We start from the raw sequence: 14726 nt of genomic DNA, 5'->3' as shown, positions 1-14726 counted from the left end.
AGAATGGTTAATTCCCACCAGGGGGTGGGGGGCGTTCCTGCTGGTCAATCACCGTTCGTAGATTGTTCAGCGAGACCGGACGGTTATGGCCACGACTTATCGAATTAACGTGGATATCGCCTGTCTCAGGAGTTCCCGAATCGCGGGGCCCGGCGTTCCCGCTGGGCGGCCAGCCCTTCCAGCAGGTCTCCCGTGGCCATCGTCACCGGCTGGGCCAGGGACTCCCAGCGCAGCGCGGCGTCGAGGTCGGCGTGGCCGCCGCCCGCGAGGGCGGCCTTGGTCAGCCGGGTGGCGACGGGGGCGTTGGCCGCCGTCGCCGACGCGATCTCCAGCACTTCCGCCAGGAGGGCGGCCCGGGGGAACGCCCTGGTGACGAGTCCCGTGGCGGCCGCCTCCGCGCCGAGCAGCGTCCGCCCGGTCAGCAGCATCTCCCGGGCCACGCCGATGCCCGCGGCCCGGGGCAGCAGGTAGGTCGCCGCCATGCCGGGGTGCAGGCCCAGCGAGGTGAAGGGGACGAGCAGCTTGGCGTCCTCGGCCGCGTAGACCAGGTCGCAGGCGAGGGCGAAGCAGAGGCCCGCTCCGACGGCGGCGCCGTTGATCGCGGCGATGGTCGGCACCTCCAGTTCCGCGATCGACAGCCACGTCCGGTAGAACCCCAGCATCCGGTCGCGCAGGGCGGGCACGTCCTCCGCTCCCCGGTCCGCCAGCCAGGACAGGTCCCCTCCCGAGCAGAACGCGCTTCCCGCCCCGGTGACGACGACGCACCGCACGTCTCCGTCCCGCTTCAGGTCACCGACGGCCTGCCGCCACCGCTCGGTCATCCCGTCGGTCATCGAGTTGCGCCGGTCGGGACGGTTCAGGGTGAGCACCACGACGCCGTCGTCCCGCCGATCGACCAAGAGCTCGTCCATGCCGGGATCGTAGTGGACGCCGGATCACCGGCCGCCGGCCCCTGTCCCGGTCATGGACCGCCGTCCGCGACCGGGGGCGGCATCCGTCGCCGGCCTCACCGGGCCGCGCCCTGCGCCAGGCACCCGCAGCCGGGCCGACCGCCGGCGTCCTCGGCGCGCACAGCTCGGCGTCCACAGCTCGGCGTCCACAGCTCGGCGTCCTCCATCCGGGGTTTTCCACAGGCCGGGAGAACTCCGCCAGGCCCCCTCCCCGTCCCTGACACGCTGGACGCCTCCTCCCCAGAAAGGCCGACGGATGAGACCACGTCTGAAGACCGCGCTCCGCCGGGTCGTCCGCGACGAGCGCACCCTGCAGTTCGGCGCGCACCCCGCGCACGCGGTCGTGCTCGCCGACCTCGAACCCGAGGTGCGGCGCTGGGTCGAGAGCCTCGACGGCGTGCGCGACCTGGCCGGCGTGCTGTCGGCCGCGGCCGCCGCCGGGATCGGGGAGGAGCGCGGGCGGATCCTGCTCGACCTGCTGGTCGACCGGGGACTGGTGGAAGACGCGGGGGCGGCCTCGCGTCCGCTGCGCGCGCTCACGCTGGCCGAGCGCGACCGGCTCCAGCCCGATCTGGACGCGCTCTCCCTGGCTCGCGGCACTACCGACGGCGGGCTCTCCGTCCTGGAGCGCAGGCGCGCCGCCCAGGTGCGGGTGTACGGCGCGGGCCGAGTGGGCGCGCAGATCGTCTCCCTGCTCGCCGCCTCCGGGGTCGGACGGCTCTGCGTGGTCGATCCCGGTACGGCCAGGCTCCGGGACGTCGTCCCCGGCGGGCTCACCCCGGCGGAGGTGGGGATGAGCCGCCAGGAGGGCGCGGTGGCCGTGGCAGGGCGCGTCGCCCCCGCCCTCACCGCGTGGACGGGCAAGGAGGCCGCCCACCTCTCCGACGGGGCCCGCCGTCCCGACCTGGTGGTGCTCGCGCCGGTGGAGCCGTTGGACGGCCTGCTCGTGCGAGACCTGATCGACTGGGGCGTCCCGCACCTGCTGGCCACCGCCTTCGAGGGTGCCGGGTCGGTCGGCCCGCTGGTCCTGCCCGGGAGGAGCGCGTGCCTGAACTGCCTTGATCTCGCCCGGCGCGACCGCGATCCGGGATGGCCGGTCGTCAGCGCCCGGCTGGGCGGTTATCCGGTGGGCGAGACCGCGTGCGGGACGGCGGTCTCGACGCTGGTCGCGGCCGTCGCGGCCGGTCACGCGCTCGCCTTCCTCGACGGAGGCGAACCACCTGTGACCAACGGCACATTAGATGTATCGCCTGATTGGAGATGGAAACAGCGATCCTGGAACGTTCACCCTCTATGTCGTTGCTTCCGAAACCAGTTCGGTTCGCCGACAATGGTCGCGTCGGCTACCTGCCGGTGACAGACACCACCGCGAAGGGAGGGAGCGGCGTACCGCGCTCCACGGGGGGCACGCCGCAAACCAAGGTGAGTGACCTTCCGCGCCGCGCCGTCACGCGCTCCGCCAAACTGGCGGCTCTTCCCATCGGCTTCGCCGGACGCACCGCCATCGGCCTGGGGAAACGCATCGGGGGCAAGTCAGCCGAGCTCGTCGCCCAGGAGATCCAAGAGCGGACGGCCGAGCAGATATTCAAGGTCCTCGGCGAGCTCAAGGGCGGGGCGATGAAGCTCGGTCAGGCGCTGTCCATCTTCGAGGCCGCTCTGCCTCCGGAGGTCGTCGGCCCCTACCGCGCGACCCTGACCAAACTGCAGGACGCGGCTCCGCCGCTTCCCGCCGCGACCGTGCACAAGGTGCTCGCCGAGCAGCTGGGGGACGACTGGCGGGAGAACTTCCAGTCGTTCGAGGACCGGCCCACCGCGGCCGCCTCGATCGGCCAGGTGCACAAGGCCGTCTGGCACGACGGCCGCACTGTCGCCGTCAAGATCCAGTATCCGGGCGCCGGGAAGGCGCTGCTCTCCGACTTCACTCAGCTCGCCCGGCTCGGCAAGCTCTTCGGGGTGCTGCTACCCGGCCTCGACATCAAGGCCGTGCTCTCCGAGCTGCGCGAGCGGATCGTCGAGGAGCTCGATTACCTGCGCGAGGCCGAGGCCCAGCACGCCTTCGCTCAGGAGTTCAAGGACGATCCCGATTTCCTGGTCCCGGACGTCATCGCCGCCAACGAGCAGATCCTGGTCTCGGAGTGGGTGGACGGCACCCCGCTGTCACGGATCATCGCCGACGGGACCAAGGAGGAGCGCGATCGCGCCGGGCTGCAGTTCGTCCGGTTCCTGTTCTGCTCTCCCGCCCGGGTGGGCATGCTCCACGCCGACCCGCACCCCGGCAACTTCCGGATCGCCGAGGACGGACGGATGTGCGTGCTCGACTTCGGCGCGGTCAACCGGATGCCCAACGGTTACCCGCCGGTCTTCGGCATACTGACCCGCATCTTCAACCAGGGCGACATGGAGACCGTGATCCGGGGTCTGCGCGACGAGGGCTTCATCCTCCCGCACATCGAGGTGGATCCGGAGGCCCTGCGCGCGTTCCTCGCCCCCTACGTGGAGCCGACGGCGGTGGAGGAGTTCACCTTCAGCCGGGAGTGGTTGCAGCGGCAGGCCGCCACCGCCACCGACCTGCGTCCCGGCAACGTGGTGCGCCAGCTCAACCTGCCCGTCTCCTACGTCCTCATCCACCGGGTGCACGCGGCGGGAGTGGGCGTACTCTGCCAACTCGGCGCCACGGCCCGCTTCCGCGACGAGGTCATCCGCTGGGTTCCCGGATTCACCGGGGAGGATCCCGACGCGGAACCCACCGAGGACGCCATCGCGAGTTGAGCACCTGGATCCCGCGAACGAGGAACCTGGGATCCCGCGAACGGGGCGCCTGGACCCAGGGCCGGCCCGATCAGGGCGGTCTCCATCCTCCTGCCGGGTCCCGGTGAGCGGGACCGACTCCGCACCGGGCGGGGCCGGGTCCCGGGGATCGGGGCCGGTTCCGGACCGGACGGGCGCGGGCGGTCAGGTGAGCGAGGTGTCGCCCATGGATTCGAGCAGGACGCGCAGCAGCCCGGCGAGCTGATCGCGTTCGGCCGGTCCGAGCGCGGCCAGCAGGCGTTCCTCGTTGGCCACGTGCGGCCCGACCACCCGGTCGACGAGCTCCAGCCCGCGCTGGGTGAGCCGGATCCGCACCGACCGACGGTCCGCGCCGTCCCTGACCCGCTCCACCAGGCCCTTGGCCTCCATCCGGTCGATCCGGTTGGTGATCGCGCCCGAGGTCACCATCGCGGCCTTGAGCAGCGCCCCGGCCGTCAGCTCGTACGGCGCGCCGGAGCGGCGCAGCGTGGCCAGCACGTCGAACTCGAACGGCTCCAGCCCGTACTCGGCGAAGGACTCTTTGAGCTCGCGTCCGAGCAGCGCGGACAGCCGCGAGATCCGGCCGATGACGCCCATCGGCCACACATCGATGTCGGGCCGTTCCCGCTTCCACTGCGCCATCAGCGCGTCCACCGCGTCGCTCACCGGCTCTCCTCTCAACCCGAACAATCTCAACGTTAACAGATTTGACGTTCAGGCATCTGCCGTGTTGTTATCTCAACGTTGAGATTATCAATGAGGAGTGATCGGTCGTGGCCGTCATCGCAGTCCCGCGCCTCGCGCGGACCCACACCATGAGTGACCTCGCGCTCGCCGCGCTGGCGCCGGTGAGCTGGGGAACCACCTATGTCGTCACCGCGACGCTGCTGCCCGCCGACCGGCCGCTGCTGGCCGCGGCCCTGCGGGCCCTCCCGGCTGGACTGGTGCTGCTCGCCGCGACCCGCCGCCTGCCCTCGGGCTCGTGGTGGTGGCGGTCCGCGGCACTCGGCATGCTCAACTTCGGCGCTTTCTTCCCGCTGCTCTTCTTCGCCGCCTACCGCCTGCCCGGCGGGGTCGCCGCCACGATCGGTTCGGTCCAGCCCCTGGTCGTCGCGCTGCTCTCATTCGCGGTCCTGGGGAGCCGCCCCACCCGCGCCGTGCTGTACGCGGCACTGGCCGGCACCTTCGGCGTGGCCCTCATGGCCCTGACCGCCCAGGCCCGGCTGGATCCGCTCGGAATCGCCGCGATGCTCACCGCCACCTCGCTGATGGGAGCCGCCATCGTCCTGGCCAAGAAGTGGGGGCGGCCCGAGGCCCCCCTCGTCATGACGGGCTGGCAGCTCACCGCCGGCGGGCTGGTGCTGGCCCCGCTCACCCTCGCCGTCGAGGGCGTCCCGGCCTCCGTCACCGGTGAGAACCTCCTCGGCTTCACCTACCTGGGCGTCATCGGCACCGCGGCGGCCTACGCCTTGTGGTTCCGCGGCATCGACCGCCTGCCGCCCGTCTCGCTCTCCCTGCTCGGGCTCACCAACCCCATGGTCGCCGTCCTCGCCGGATTCGTGATCCTCGGCCAGACCCTCACCGGCTGGCAGATCGCCGGCTTCGCCGTCGCGCTCGGCGCGCTCGTCGCAGGCCAGGCCCTGGGCCGGAGACCGACCTGACCGCGTCCGCCTCCCGGCCGGGAACCGGCCCGACGGAATCCACCGCTCCCGGCCGCACACCGGTCCCTCACCGGAAGCACGAAAGGGCGGCCTCGCCGGAGGCCGCCCTTTCTTCGCATGCGCCACGACGTGTCCCGCGGCACTTTCCGCCCCGCCCGCTCCCCGGTGCCGGGCTCCGTCGAGCCCGGCGCCCGTGGCGGTTGTCGACCCCGGACCGGCGACCTTCGGCGGTCACCGGGCCGGGGGACGCGGCCGCCCCGGACGGGAGGGAACGGGCGCTGCGGAGAGGATCAGACCAGGCTCAGGAGCGCCTGGCGGAGCCGCGCCGAGGCGCGTTCCGCGTCGCGCCGGGCGCGCCGGAGCCGCTGGATGCCGGCCGCCCGGCGCTGCTCCTCCGCCTCCCGGTGGAGCGTCCGTATTCGGTCACGCACCAATTCCTCATGCATAGATGGCAGGTCCAGGCCTCGGCTGGTGAAGTAGGTCATCGGAAGTGGTCCTCTCTGGAACTCTCAGAACGTTCGGTTGATCATCGGGTCGGGCTGTGACCGGTCAGGCTGCGACCGGGGTCTTGCGGGGACGTCCGCGCGGACGCTTCCTCGGGACGACGGCCCCCCGCAGGACGAGCTCTCCGCCCCAGACGCCCCACGGCTCCTCGCGCTCGAGCGCGCGGGCCAGGCAGGCCTGCTGGATCGGGCAGCCCCCGCAGAGCGCCTTGGCGAACTCCACGTCCTCCGGGGACTCGGCGAACCAGAGGTCGGGGTCGGTACGACAGGGGATCTCGGCTTCGTCGATCAGGTCCATGATCGTCTTGGCCCCCATCTGCTTCACCTCTCTGTTGGGTGTGGGTCTAGCTGTTACCTCGTGGGTGGGGGTCAGGATGTACGGCAAAACAAGAAGGCCGCGGATCCTGTCTGCGGATCCGCGGCCTGGTGGCTCTCCCTCGTCAGGTCAGATGACCTGTGGGTGACGCCTCCAGGGTTGCGGACCTCGCAGCCCACCGTTTCCGGTGTGCTCGGTCTGCTGTGCGTAGTCGCCGGCCTCTGCCGCCGGGGCAGCCGGAACGCCCGTCGCCGGAATGGCGAGCAGGGCGGCCTCACGGCTGACCTGGACCTGGAAGATGGCGGACTTGTCCCGTCGCATGGGAACGACCGCGGCATCCGCGAGGATGGCCTGGCCGCCGAAGACGGGCAGGGTGGTGCCGGAGCACACGGAAGTGAGCCCCAGCTGGGCCGACATCAGGTTGATCTTCACAGCGGACTCACCTCCATTCGTAGATCGCCGGACGGATTGTCCGGCTCGCTTGTCCAAGACCCTAAACCCGGTCACCGGGAAGGGGCAACATATTTTCTACCTGCAGTTTTACGGCTCCAGCACGCGGATCATCGCCTCCTGCACCACGGACACCGCCAGTTCTCCGGACCGGGTGAACATCTGCCCCCTGGCCAGTCCCCGCGCCGCCCCCGACCAGGGCGACTCCTGGGCGTACAGCATCCAGTCGTCGACGCGGAAGGGCCGGTGGAACCACATGGCGTGGTCCAGCGAGGCCCCGGAGAGGTTGGAGGCCCCCCACGCCAGGCCGTGGGCCAGCAGCACGGTGTCGACCAGGGTGAAGTCCGAGGCGTAGGCGGCCAGGACCACGTGGAGCAGCGGGTCGTCGGGCAGGTCCGCGTCGTAGCGGAACCACACGTTCGTCTCCGCCCCGCGCAGGCCGGGATCGCGATGCGCCTCCCAGGTGAGCGGGGTCACGTAGCGGGAGTCCACCGGGCGCGGCCGGGTCAGCCACTCCCGCCACGGCGAGCCCTCCCCCACGACCTCGCGCATCCGCTCCTGGATCGTGGGCAGTTCCTCCGGCGCCGCCACCGCCGGCATCACCGCCGCCTGGTGCTCGACCCCGCTCTCGATGACGTGGAAGGAGGCCGACATGGTGAATATGGCCTTGCCGTGCTGGACGGCCACGACCCGGCGCGTGGTGAACGACCGTCCGTCGCGGACCCGCTCCACGTTGTAGACGATCGGAATCGCCGGGTCCCCCGGCCGGATGAAGTAGGCGTGCAGCGAGTGGACGTGCCGGTCCGCCGGGACCGTACGGCCCGCGGCGACCAGCGCCTGGGCGGCCACCTGCCCGCCGAAGACGCGCTGGATGCGCTCCTCGGGGCTCCGCCCCCGGTAGATGTCGAGCTCGATCTGCTCCAGGTCGAGCAGGTCCAGCAGCTCCTTGAGAGCCTCGTTCACGCGTCCTCCGTCTGGTCTCCGGCGGCACGGCAGATGGCGAGCACCGCCTCGCCGTACCGCTCCAGTTTGACGCGCCCTATGCCCGTTATCGTCATCAGGTCCTGTTCCGAGGCCGGCGCCCGCTCCGCGATGGCCTGCAGCGTGACGTCGGTGAAGACCACGTACGACGGCACCTTGGCCTCCTTGGCGGCGGCCGCGCGCCATGCCCTGAGCCTCTCCAGCAGGGCCTCGTCGTAGTCGACGGGGCAGCCGGCGCACCGGCCGAGCTTCTGCTCGGCGGCGGCGGCCAGCGTCTTGCCGCAGACACGGCAGCTCACCGTCGCGGCCACCGTACGGCGCTCGCGGGGGGCGGGAGCCGAGGCGCGGACCGCGCGGGCGGCCGGTGAGGCCGTCCAGGAAGCGGGACGGCCGCCGGGGCCGTCCCCCCGGGGCACGGGCCAGCGCCCACGACACCCCGAGGTGGACCCTGGCCCGGGTGACGCCCACGTAGAGGAGGCGCCGCTCCTCCTCGATCTGCTCCGGCGTCTTGGCGTGGACGATCGGCAGCATCCCCTCGGTGACCCCCACCAGGAAGACCGCGTCCCACTCCAGGCCCTTGGCCGCGTGCAGGGAGGCCAACGTCACGCCCTCGACCTCCGGCGCGTGCTGCTCGGCGGCCCGTCGCTCCAGCTCGGCCACGAAGCCCGGCAGGCCGGCGCCCCGGGCGGCCAGGTCCTCCGCCAGCTCGGCCAGGGCCCGCAGCGACTCCCATTCCTCCCGGGCCTTCCCCCCGGCCGGGGGTTCGGGGGTCAGGCCGATGCCGGACAGGATGTGGTGCACAGCCGGGGCCAGGTCGTCGTCGGCTCCGGCGGAGCGCGCAGCGCCGCGCAGCAGCACGACCGCCTTGCGGACCTCGGGGCGCTCGAAGAACCGGTCGGCGCCGCGCACGAGACAGGGGATGCCCGCCTCGGCGAAGGCCTGCTCGTAGGCCTGCGACTGGGCGTTGACCCGGAAGAGCACGGCCGTCTCGCGCAGCGGGACGCCGCACTCGGCCAGGGCCTGCACCGCGCGGGCGACGCCCGTGGCCTCGGCGGCCTCGTCGGCGTACTCGGTGAAGGCCGGCTCGGGCCCGTCGGGGCGCTGGGCGACCAGGGAGAGCCGGTGCGGGGAGCGCGCCACCTCCAGGACCCGGTTGGCCAGCGCGACCACCTGGGGCGTGGAGCGGTAGTCGCGGACCAGCTTGATCACGGCGGCGCCGGGGTGCTCGACCGGGAAGCCGGTCAGGTAGCGGGAGGTCGCGCCGGTGAAGGAGTAGATCGTCTGGTTGGGGTCGCCGACCACGCACAGGTCGTCGCGATCGCCCAGCCAGGTGTCGAGCAGCAGCTTCTGCAGCGGGTTGACGTCCTGGTACTCGTCGACGACGAAGTGGCGGTACTGCCGCCGGACCTGGGCGGCCACCTCGCCGTGCTCGGTGATCAGGGCGGCGGTGAGCTCCAGGATGGTCTCGAAGTCGAGCAGGTGCCGCTCGCGGCGGAGCGTCTCGTAGGCGTCGTAGACGCGGGCCATCTCCTCGGCCGGGACCGGGGGCGTGCGGCCGATCTTCTTGACCGCCTCGGCGTAGTCCTCGGGATGGATCTGGCCGGCCTTGGCCCACTCGATCTCGGAGGCGAGGTCGCGCGGCTCGGCCTGCCCGGCCTCCCGCCCCACGGAGCGGCACACGGTGCGCAGCAGCGGCAGCTTCGACTCGATCACCGCGGGCGGGTCGCCGCCGATGACGCGCGGCCAGAAGTAGGTGAGCTGGCGGAGCGCGGCCGCGTGGAAGGTGCGGGCCTGCACCCCTGGCACGCCGAGCGCGCGCAGCCGCTGCCGCAGCTCCCCGGCGGCCCGTGTGGTGAACGTCACCGCCAGCACGCCCGTGGCGTCGACCACCCCGCTGTGCACGGCGTACGCGATGCGGTGCGTGATGGCCCGCGTCTTGCCGGTGCCCGCTCCCGCCAGGACGCAGACGGGGCCCCGTACGGCCTGGGCGACCTCGCGCTGCTCGGGATCCAGCTCCGCCAGCACGTCAGCGGGCTCCATGGGGACTCCTTAACAAGCCGTGACACGCCGTCCGATGGGCCGGTCGGCGTCGTCCTCGCGGTCACCGGCCGGGCATCGCCCATTCTGGCACCATCCCGTCGCCCTCCCGAGTCCGTGCTGAGATGCGCGAACAGGGTGCCTTACTCCACAATGGGGGTCTCAAGAAAACCCCGGGGGAAAGGAAAGACTCCTGTGCGAACTGCGGCAACCGTGAGCGCGCTCGCCCTGGCGACACTGGTGCTCGCACCCTCCGGGGTGCACGCGGACGCGGCGGCGGTCCCCACAGCCCTCTCCGCCGGCACCGCGGCCGCGGCCGGGTCCATCGCCGCGAACGCCGCCCCGGCCTCCGCCGCGCCCGGTGGAGCCTCCGAGAAGAGGGCCGAACCGACGCCCTCGGCGTCGGCGTCGGCCCCGGCGGATCCCGACCAGCTGGTCCAGGGCACCGTCCTCAACACCGTCGCGTACGGCAGGCACGCCCGGCAGCGCATGGACGTCTGGCACCAGGCCGACGAGCTGCGGCGGCCGGGGGTCTTCCTGATCCACGGCGGCTGGTGGTCGTCGGGCGACAAGAAGTACATGACCGAGATCAGCCGCAGCTACGCCGAGCTCGGATACACCGTCTTCAACATCAACTACCGGCTCTCGACCGACGCGCCGTGGCCCGCCCAGCGCACCGACACCCTCGACGCCATCGCCACCGCGCGCCGGCACGCCGCCCTGTGGTCCTTCGACCCGAACAACTACGTGGTCGTGGGCTTCTCGGCGGGCGGCCACCTCGCCACCGCGGTGGGCACCTACCGCAACGGCCTGCCGGGCCTGAAGGGCGTGGTCGGCATCTCGCCGGTGGTCTCCCCGCTCACGGCCTACCTCGACGGCGCCGAGACCCTGGACCTGAACAAGCGCAAGCTGCGCGAGTCCGCCATCCGGCTCGCCGGGGGCTGCGAGCCCTCGGGCAAGTGCGCGAGGATCTGGCAGAGCATGGAGGTGCCCGAGCACGCGAGCCGCGGCGACGCGCCCGTGCTGAGCGTGCACTCGGCGGACGAGTTCGTGCCGTCGAGCCACAGCAACCAGCTGCGCGACCGCCTCGGGCAGGTCGGGGTGGAGGTCACGGTGCTGACCGAGGCGGGCATCAACCACAGTTCTCCGCTCTACCGGCTGCCCGGCGTGGCGGAGCGGGTGCAGGAGTGGATCGCCGGCAAGGTCTTCTGATCCGCCGGGAAGACGCGAGGCCCGCCGCGTGTTGCCAATGAGCGCGAACATCGTCTGAAGGGGTTTCCAACGCCATGGCGCTCACCGTTTACACCACCACCTGGTGCGGTCCCTGCAAGCGGCTGAAGGCTCAGCTGACCAGGGAGGGCATCGCCTACCAGGAGATCGACATCGAGCGGAACCCCGACGCCGCCGAGTTCGTCATGAGCGTCAACAACGGCAACCAGACCGTGCCGACGGTCGTCGTCGAATCCCCCGCCGGGCGGGTGGCCCTGACGAACCCCTCCGTCATCGAGGTGAAGCGGCTCCTCGGAAGCGCCGCCTGAGCCGTTCCCGGCCGGTCGGTTATGCTCCGGTCTCCGCCCGAGGCGGGCGCCGCCCCGCGCCCGGGCGGTCCGCCGGGCGCCCTCCCGGCCGGGGCCGGGACTAGTCCGCGCTGGCGCCGCTCCGGGTGCGGTGGACCGTGGCGCCGTTGCGGTCCGCCGTGAAGTAGAGCTCCTCGAAGAAGACCTTGCCCGCCCCGTCGGTGTAGGCCCGCACGATCTTCAGGCTCGCGCCGTCGACGGTCGCCCGGGCCTGGGTCTGCTGCCACAGCGCCCCGTCGTCGGCCAGGGAGGTCCCGGCTCCGCCGAGCACGAGGGCCGGGGCCAGCACCCCGACGGCGGTGAGGCGGCGCACTGTCTTCTTGATCATTTCATTCCCTTCGCGAGGGCCTGCAGGGGTTCGGTGTCCGTCCCGGCCACCTGCCGGCAAGGCGGGCCGGGTGCACTCTCCATACCCGGCACCCATCCCCCAAAACACGAAGAGTATCCGCTCAAACACGGAAAGTGAACGACCGTCGCGGGGCCCGCGCCTTCGGCTGTACCGCCCGGCCTAGAACTCGAAGACCCAAGGCTCCGCTCCGCCACTCTGCCGACCCGCCGACCCGCCGACCCGCCGACCCGCCGACCCGCCGACGGAATGATCGGCTGATCGGCCGACCCGCCGACGGAATGATCGGCTGATCGGCCGGTGGGCGCGACCGGTCACCAGTCGCCTTCGAGCCCCCCGCCGTACCACGCCTCGATCAACCGGCGCGCGATCGACACCTGCGGCGGCAGTCGCACCTCACCGTTCTCCAGCGCGGCCCGCAGTTCGGCGCGGCTGAACCAGCGGGCCTCGGCGATCTCCTCGCGGTCGGGGACGAGCTCGGTGGACAAGGCCCTGGCGAAGAAACCCAGCATCAGGCTGCGCGGGAACGGCCAGGGCTGGCTGCCCAGGTAGCGCGGGGCGGCCACCAGCACGCCGACCTCCTCCGCGACCTCCCTCACCACCGCGTTCTCCAACGACTCCCCGGGCTCCACGAACCCGGCGAGCACCGACAGCCGGCCCTCGGGCCACTGCGGCCCCCGGGCCAGCAGGCACCGGTCCTCCTCGTCGTGGACCAGCATGATCACCGCAGGGTCCACCCGGGGGAAGTGCTGACTGCCGTCCTGCGGGCAGACCCGCACGTGCCCGCCCGTCCGGACCTCCGTACGGCCTCCGCAGCGGGGGCAGAACTCGTGGGTGGAGTGCCAGGCCTCCAGGGCGACCGCGTAGACCAGCAGACCGGCGTCCAGGTCGCCCAGGAGCGCGCCGACCTGGCGCAGCCCGGCCGGGAGGGCCTCCCCCTCCCGCCAAGCCGCCGGATCCGGCGGCGGAACGATCCGGCGGCCGGGCTCCTCGCGGACGGCGCCCTCGATCGGAGCCGCCACCCCGAAGTAGGCGGTGCCGTCGGCGTCCACTCCGAGCAGGTAGCGCTCCCCCTCCGGTGCGTCCGCCGGGGGCAGCAGGACGAGCCCTGCCGCCCCGTCCCTCATCCTGACCAGTGCCTGACCGCCGTCGACGACCAGGACCCTGGTCGCGGGGTCGGCCCACGCCCGCTCGATCCATTCGGCGTCCCCGCGGCGCGCGGCCGACCGGTCGATGGCGCCGCGCGCGAGCAGCAGCGGTCCCAGTAGTCCTTCGTCTGCCGTGATGTCCACGCCGTCACACCCTCCCCGAGCCGGACACATCCTAACGACGTGCCGGCCGCGGACCTCTCCCGCCACGGGCGCGCGGCCGCCGAGGACTCCGGCACCCGCGGAGGGCTCCGGCGGCGACGCGGGCGAGCGAGCAGGCGGGCAGGCGGGCAGGCGGGGCCGAGCTGACCACGGGAGCGGCGGGCGCACCCCCGGCCGGGATGACGGCGGAGGAAGGGCGGCTCATGATGTCCTCCGTGGGCGTCCCCGCGGAGAACAGGATGAGACGACGGCGAGAAGCCTCTCGCCTTCCCGCGAACGGGACATGGATGATGATTCTCCGGTCCCGTCACATGATGATCTCCGTTCGACTACGATGCCGCTGGTTAGGTTAGCCTTACCTGATATCGGGGGTCCGCATTGCGGCTGTACCTCACCGCGCTCAAACCGACCGACTCCGTCACCGACGGGTTCCTGCCCGCCGCCCGTGCGCTGGGCTGCGACGTCACCATCCTGACCGACCGGCCGGAGCGGTACGCCGCGTCCGGCGCCGAGACGCTCGCCTGCGACGTGCGCGACGCACGGGCGGTGATCGACGTCATCGCGCACCACCACCGGCCCGACGCGGTCTTCTCCAACTCCGACCACATCCAGGCCGAGACCGCCCTGGCCGCCGCCTACTTCGACCTGCCGGGCAAGGACTGGCGGGCGTGCGTCGCCGCCAAGAACAAGGCGCTCACCCGGCGGCGGCTGGCCGCGACCGGAGTGGAGACCGTGCGCTCCGTACGGCTCGCGCCGGACGCCCCGGTACCCGGCGAGGACGCCGCCGCGCCCGGCGGGCACGTGCCGCTGCCCGCCGTGGTCAAGCCGAGCCAGGGCGTCGCCAGCGAGGACGTCGTGCTCGTCCGGGACGGGCGCGAACTGGCCGAGGCCGTGCGGGCGATCCGCGGGCGGCGGCCGGGCGAGACCCTGGTCGTGGAGGAGTACCTCGACGGTCCGCTGCACACGCTGGAGACCCTGGGCGACGGCCGGTCCGTCCGGGTGCTCGGCGGCTTCCGGACCACCCTGGGGCCGCTGCCGTACTTCGTGGAGGAGCGCCTGGACTGGGAGCCGCCGCCCGCGGCCGACCACGTGCTCCGGGCGCTGCGCGCCCTGGGCGCGGGTTTCGGGGCCTGCCACACCGAGTACGTGATGACGGCGGACGGGCCGCGGATCATCGAGGTCAACTACCGGGTGATCGGCGACCACTGCGACTTCCTCCTCGCCGACCTGCTGGGCGTCCCGCTCTTCGAACGCATCCTCGGCGTGCACCTCGGCCTGGGCCTCGGACCGGACCTCGGGCACGGGACCGCACCGGACCTCGGGCACGGGACCGCCCTGAGCCTGGTGGCGGAGCGGTCGGGGACCGTGACGAGGGCCCCCGGGACCGTGTCGCCCTCCCCCGGCGACCGCGTGCGGCTCTGGCACCGGCCGCTGCGATCGGTGGGCGACCGCATCGACCGGAGCCACACGAACCGCGACTACCTGGGCATCGTCCGTGCCGTCGGCCCGACCGGGCGAGCGTGGACGCGGCCGTCTCGGCCTTCACCGCCGCCGACCCCTGGGTGATCTCGTGATCGCGGAACACGCCGTCACCGGGCGGGAGCCGTACCTCGCGGCGCGGGTGCTGGACGCCCTCCTGCGGGAGGACTACGGCGGCCTGGCCGGGCGGGTGGCCCGGCGCAAGGACGGCGTCGTCCTCCACCTGCCGGGGCCGGGCGGGCGCTGGTCCGGCTGGTGCCGGGCTCGCCGTTCCAGGACTTCACCGTCGCCCCGCCGAGCGCTCGCCTGGCCGTGCTGGCGGAGGCTGG

The 14726-nt window shown here is 72.5% G+C and carries 14 protein-coding genes and 2 pseudogenes; 7 read left to right on the top strand and 9 right to left on the bottom strand.

Features of this window, described 5'->3' with window-relative positions; genetic code table 11:
- Positions 1-125 precede the first annotated feature (125 nt).
- Positions 126-911: an enoyl-CoA hydratase/isomerase family protein gene (locus ACWJ6R_RS07365; RefSeq protein WP_449061462.1), complete on the bottom strand. Its 786-nt coding sequence runs from the start codon at positions 909-911 to the stop codon at positions 126-128.
- Between the two features lie 295 nt (positions 912-1206).
- On the opposite strand from ACWJ6R_RS07365, the gene ACWJ6R_RS07360 reads away from it, so the two are divergent.
- The gene (locus ACWJ6R_RS07360) at positions 1207-2307 is read left to right on the top strand and encodes a ThiF family adenylyltransferase (RefSeq protein WP_449061461.1); all 1101 of its coding nucleotides are present in this window, start codon (positions 1207-1209) and stop codon (positions 2305-2307) included.
- 65 nt (positions 2308-2372) lie between these two features.
- The gene (locus tag ACWJ6R_RS07355) at positions 2373-3719 is read left to right on the top strand and encodes an ABC1 kinase family protein (protein ID WP_449061460.1); all 1347 of its coding nucleotides are present in this window, start codon (positions 2373-2375) and stop codon (positions 3717-3719) included.
- Positions 3720-3902: 183 nt separating this feature from the next.
- On the opposite strand, the gene ACWJ6R_RS07350 is transcribed toward ACWJ6R_RS07355, so the two are convergent.
- On the bottom strand, positions 3903-4403 hold the full coding sequence (locus ACWJ6R_RS07350) for a MarR family winged helix-turn-helix transcriptional regulator (RefSeq protein WP_449061459.1): 501 nt from the start codon (positions 4401-4403) through the stop codon (positions 3903-3905).
- 107 nt (positions 4404-4510) lie between these two features.
- Here ACWJ6R_RS07350 and ACWJ6R_RS07345 point away from each other — a divergent pair, with 107 nt between their 5' ends.
- Entirely contained in the window at positions 4511-5398 is an 888-nt protein-coding gene (locus ACWJ6R_RS07345; protein ID WP_449061458.1) for an EamA family transporter, read from the top strand.
- 290 nt (positions 5399-5688) lie between these two features.
- Here ACWJ6R_RS07345 and ACWJ6R_RS07340 read toward each other — a convergent pair whose 3' ends face one another.
- The 5 genes and pseudogenes from ACWJ6R_RS07340 to ACWJ6R_RS07320 all read right to left on the bottom strand — a co-directional run bounded on the left by ACWJ6R_RS07340 (position 5689) and on the right by ACWJ6R_RS07320 (position 9688).
- Positions 5689-5829 carry a hypothetical protein gene (locus ACWJ6R_RS07340; protein ID WP_449061457.1) on the bottom strand — a complete coding sequence of 47 codons (141 nt, stop codon included), beginning with the start codon at positions 5827-5829 and terminating at the stop codon, positions 5689-5691.
- Positions 5830-5947: 118 nt separating this feature from the next.
- Positions 5948-6217 (bottom strand): WhiB family transcriptional regulator, encoded by a 270-nt coding sequence (locus ACWJ6R_RS07335; protein ID WP_189235428.1) that lies wholly within the window; start codon positions 6215-6217, stop codon positions 5948-5950.
- A 129-nt stretch (positions 6218-6346) separates the two neighbouring features.
- A complete protein-coding gene (locus tag ACWJ6R_RS07330; RefSeq protein WP_449061456.1) occupies positions 6347-6649 on the bottom strand; it encodes a hypothetical protein in 303 nt (100 codons plus the stop codon).
- 108 nt (positions 6650-6757) lie between these two features.
- Positions 6758-7630, bottom strand: coding sequence for an acyl-CoA thioesterase (locus ACWJ6R_RS07325; protein WP_449061455.1), 873 nt, complete (start codon positions 7628-7630; stop codon positions 6758-6760).
- Positions 7627-9688: pseudogene (locus ACWJ6R_RS07320) on the bottom strand (ATP-dependent DNA helicase UvrD2). Before ACWJ6R_RS07320 ends, ACWJ6R_RS07325 begins: the two are co-directional and overlap by 4 nt.
- Positions 9689-9880: 192 nt before the next feature.
- On the opposite strand from ACWJ6R_RS07320, the gene ACWJ6R_RS07315 reads away from it, so the two are divergent.
- Both ACWJ6R_RS07315 and ACWJ6R_RS07310 read left to right on the top strand, forming a co-directional pair.
- On the top strand, positions 9881-10897 hold the full coding sequence (locus ACWJ6R_RS07315; protein WP_449061454.1) for an alpha/beta hydrolase: 1017 nt from the start codon (positions 9881-9883) through the stop codon (positions 10895-10897).
- Positions 10898-10971: 74 nt separating this feature from the next.
- A complete protein-coding gene (locus ACWJ6R_RS07310; protein WP_189235433.1) occupies positions 10972-11223 on the top strand; it encodes a mycoredoxin in 252 nt (83 codons plus the stop codon).
- A 100-nt stretch (positions 11224-11323) separates the two neighbouring features.
- On the opposite strand, the gene ACWJ6R_RS07305 is transcribed toward ACWJ6R_RS07310, so the two are convergent.
- Both ACWJ6R_RS07305 and nudC read right to left on the bottom strand, forming a co-directional pair.
- Positions 11324-11590 carry a hypothetical protein gene (locus ACWJ6R_RS07305; RefSeq protein WP_449061453.1) on the bottom strand — a complete coding sequence of 89 codons (267 nt, stop codon included), beginning with the start codon at positions 11588-11590 and terminating at the stop codon, positions 11324-11326.
- A gap of 332 nt (positions 11591-11922) precedes the next feature.
- A complete protein-coding gene (gene nudC / locus ACWJ6R_RS07300; protein WP_449061452.1) occupies positions 11923-12900 on the bottom strand; it encodes an NAD(+) diphosphatase in 978 nt (325 codons plus the stop codon).
- A 396-nt stretch (positions 12901-13296) separates the two neighbouring features.
- Here nudC and ACWJ6R_RS07295 point away from each other — a divergent pair, with 396 nt between their 5' ends.
- Positions 13297-14484 (top strand): ATP-grasp domain-containing protein, encoded by a 1188-nt coding sequence (locus ACWJ6R_RS07295; protein WP_449061451.1) that lies wholly within the window; start codon positions 13297-13299, stop codon positions 14482-14484.
- Positions 14485-14488: 4 nt separating this feature from the next.
- A pseudogene (locus ACWJ6R_RS07290) lies at positions 14489-14726 on the top strand (hypothetical protein); the annotation flags it as partial.

This window comes from Planomonospora algeriensis (genome assembly GCF_977012225.1).
This window is presented reverse-complemented; position numbering and strand designations above follow the sequence as displayed.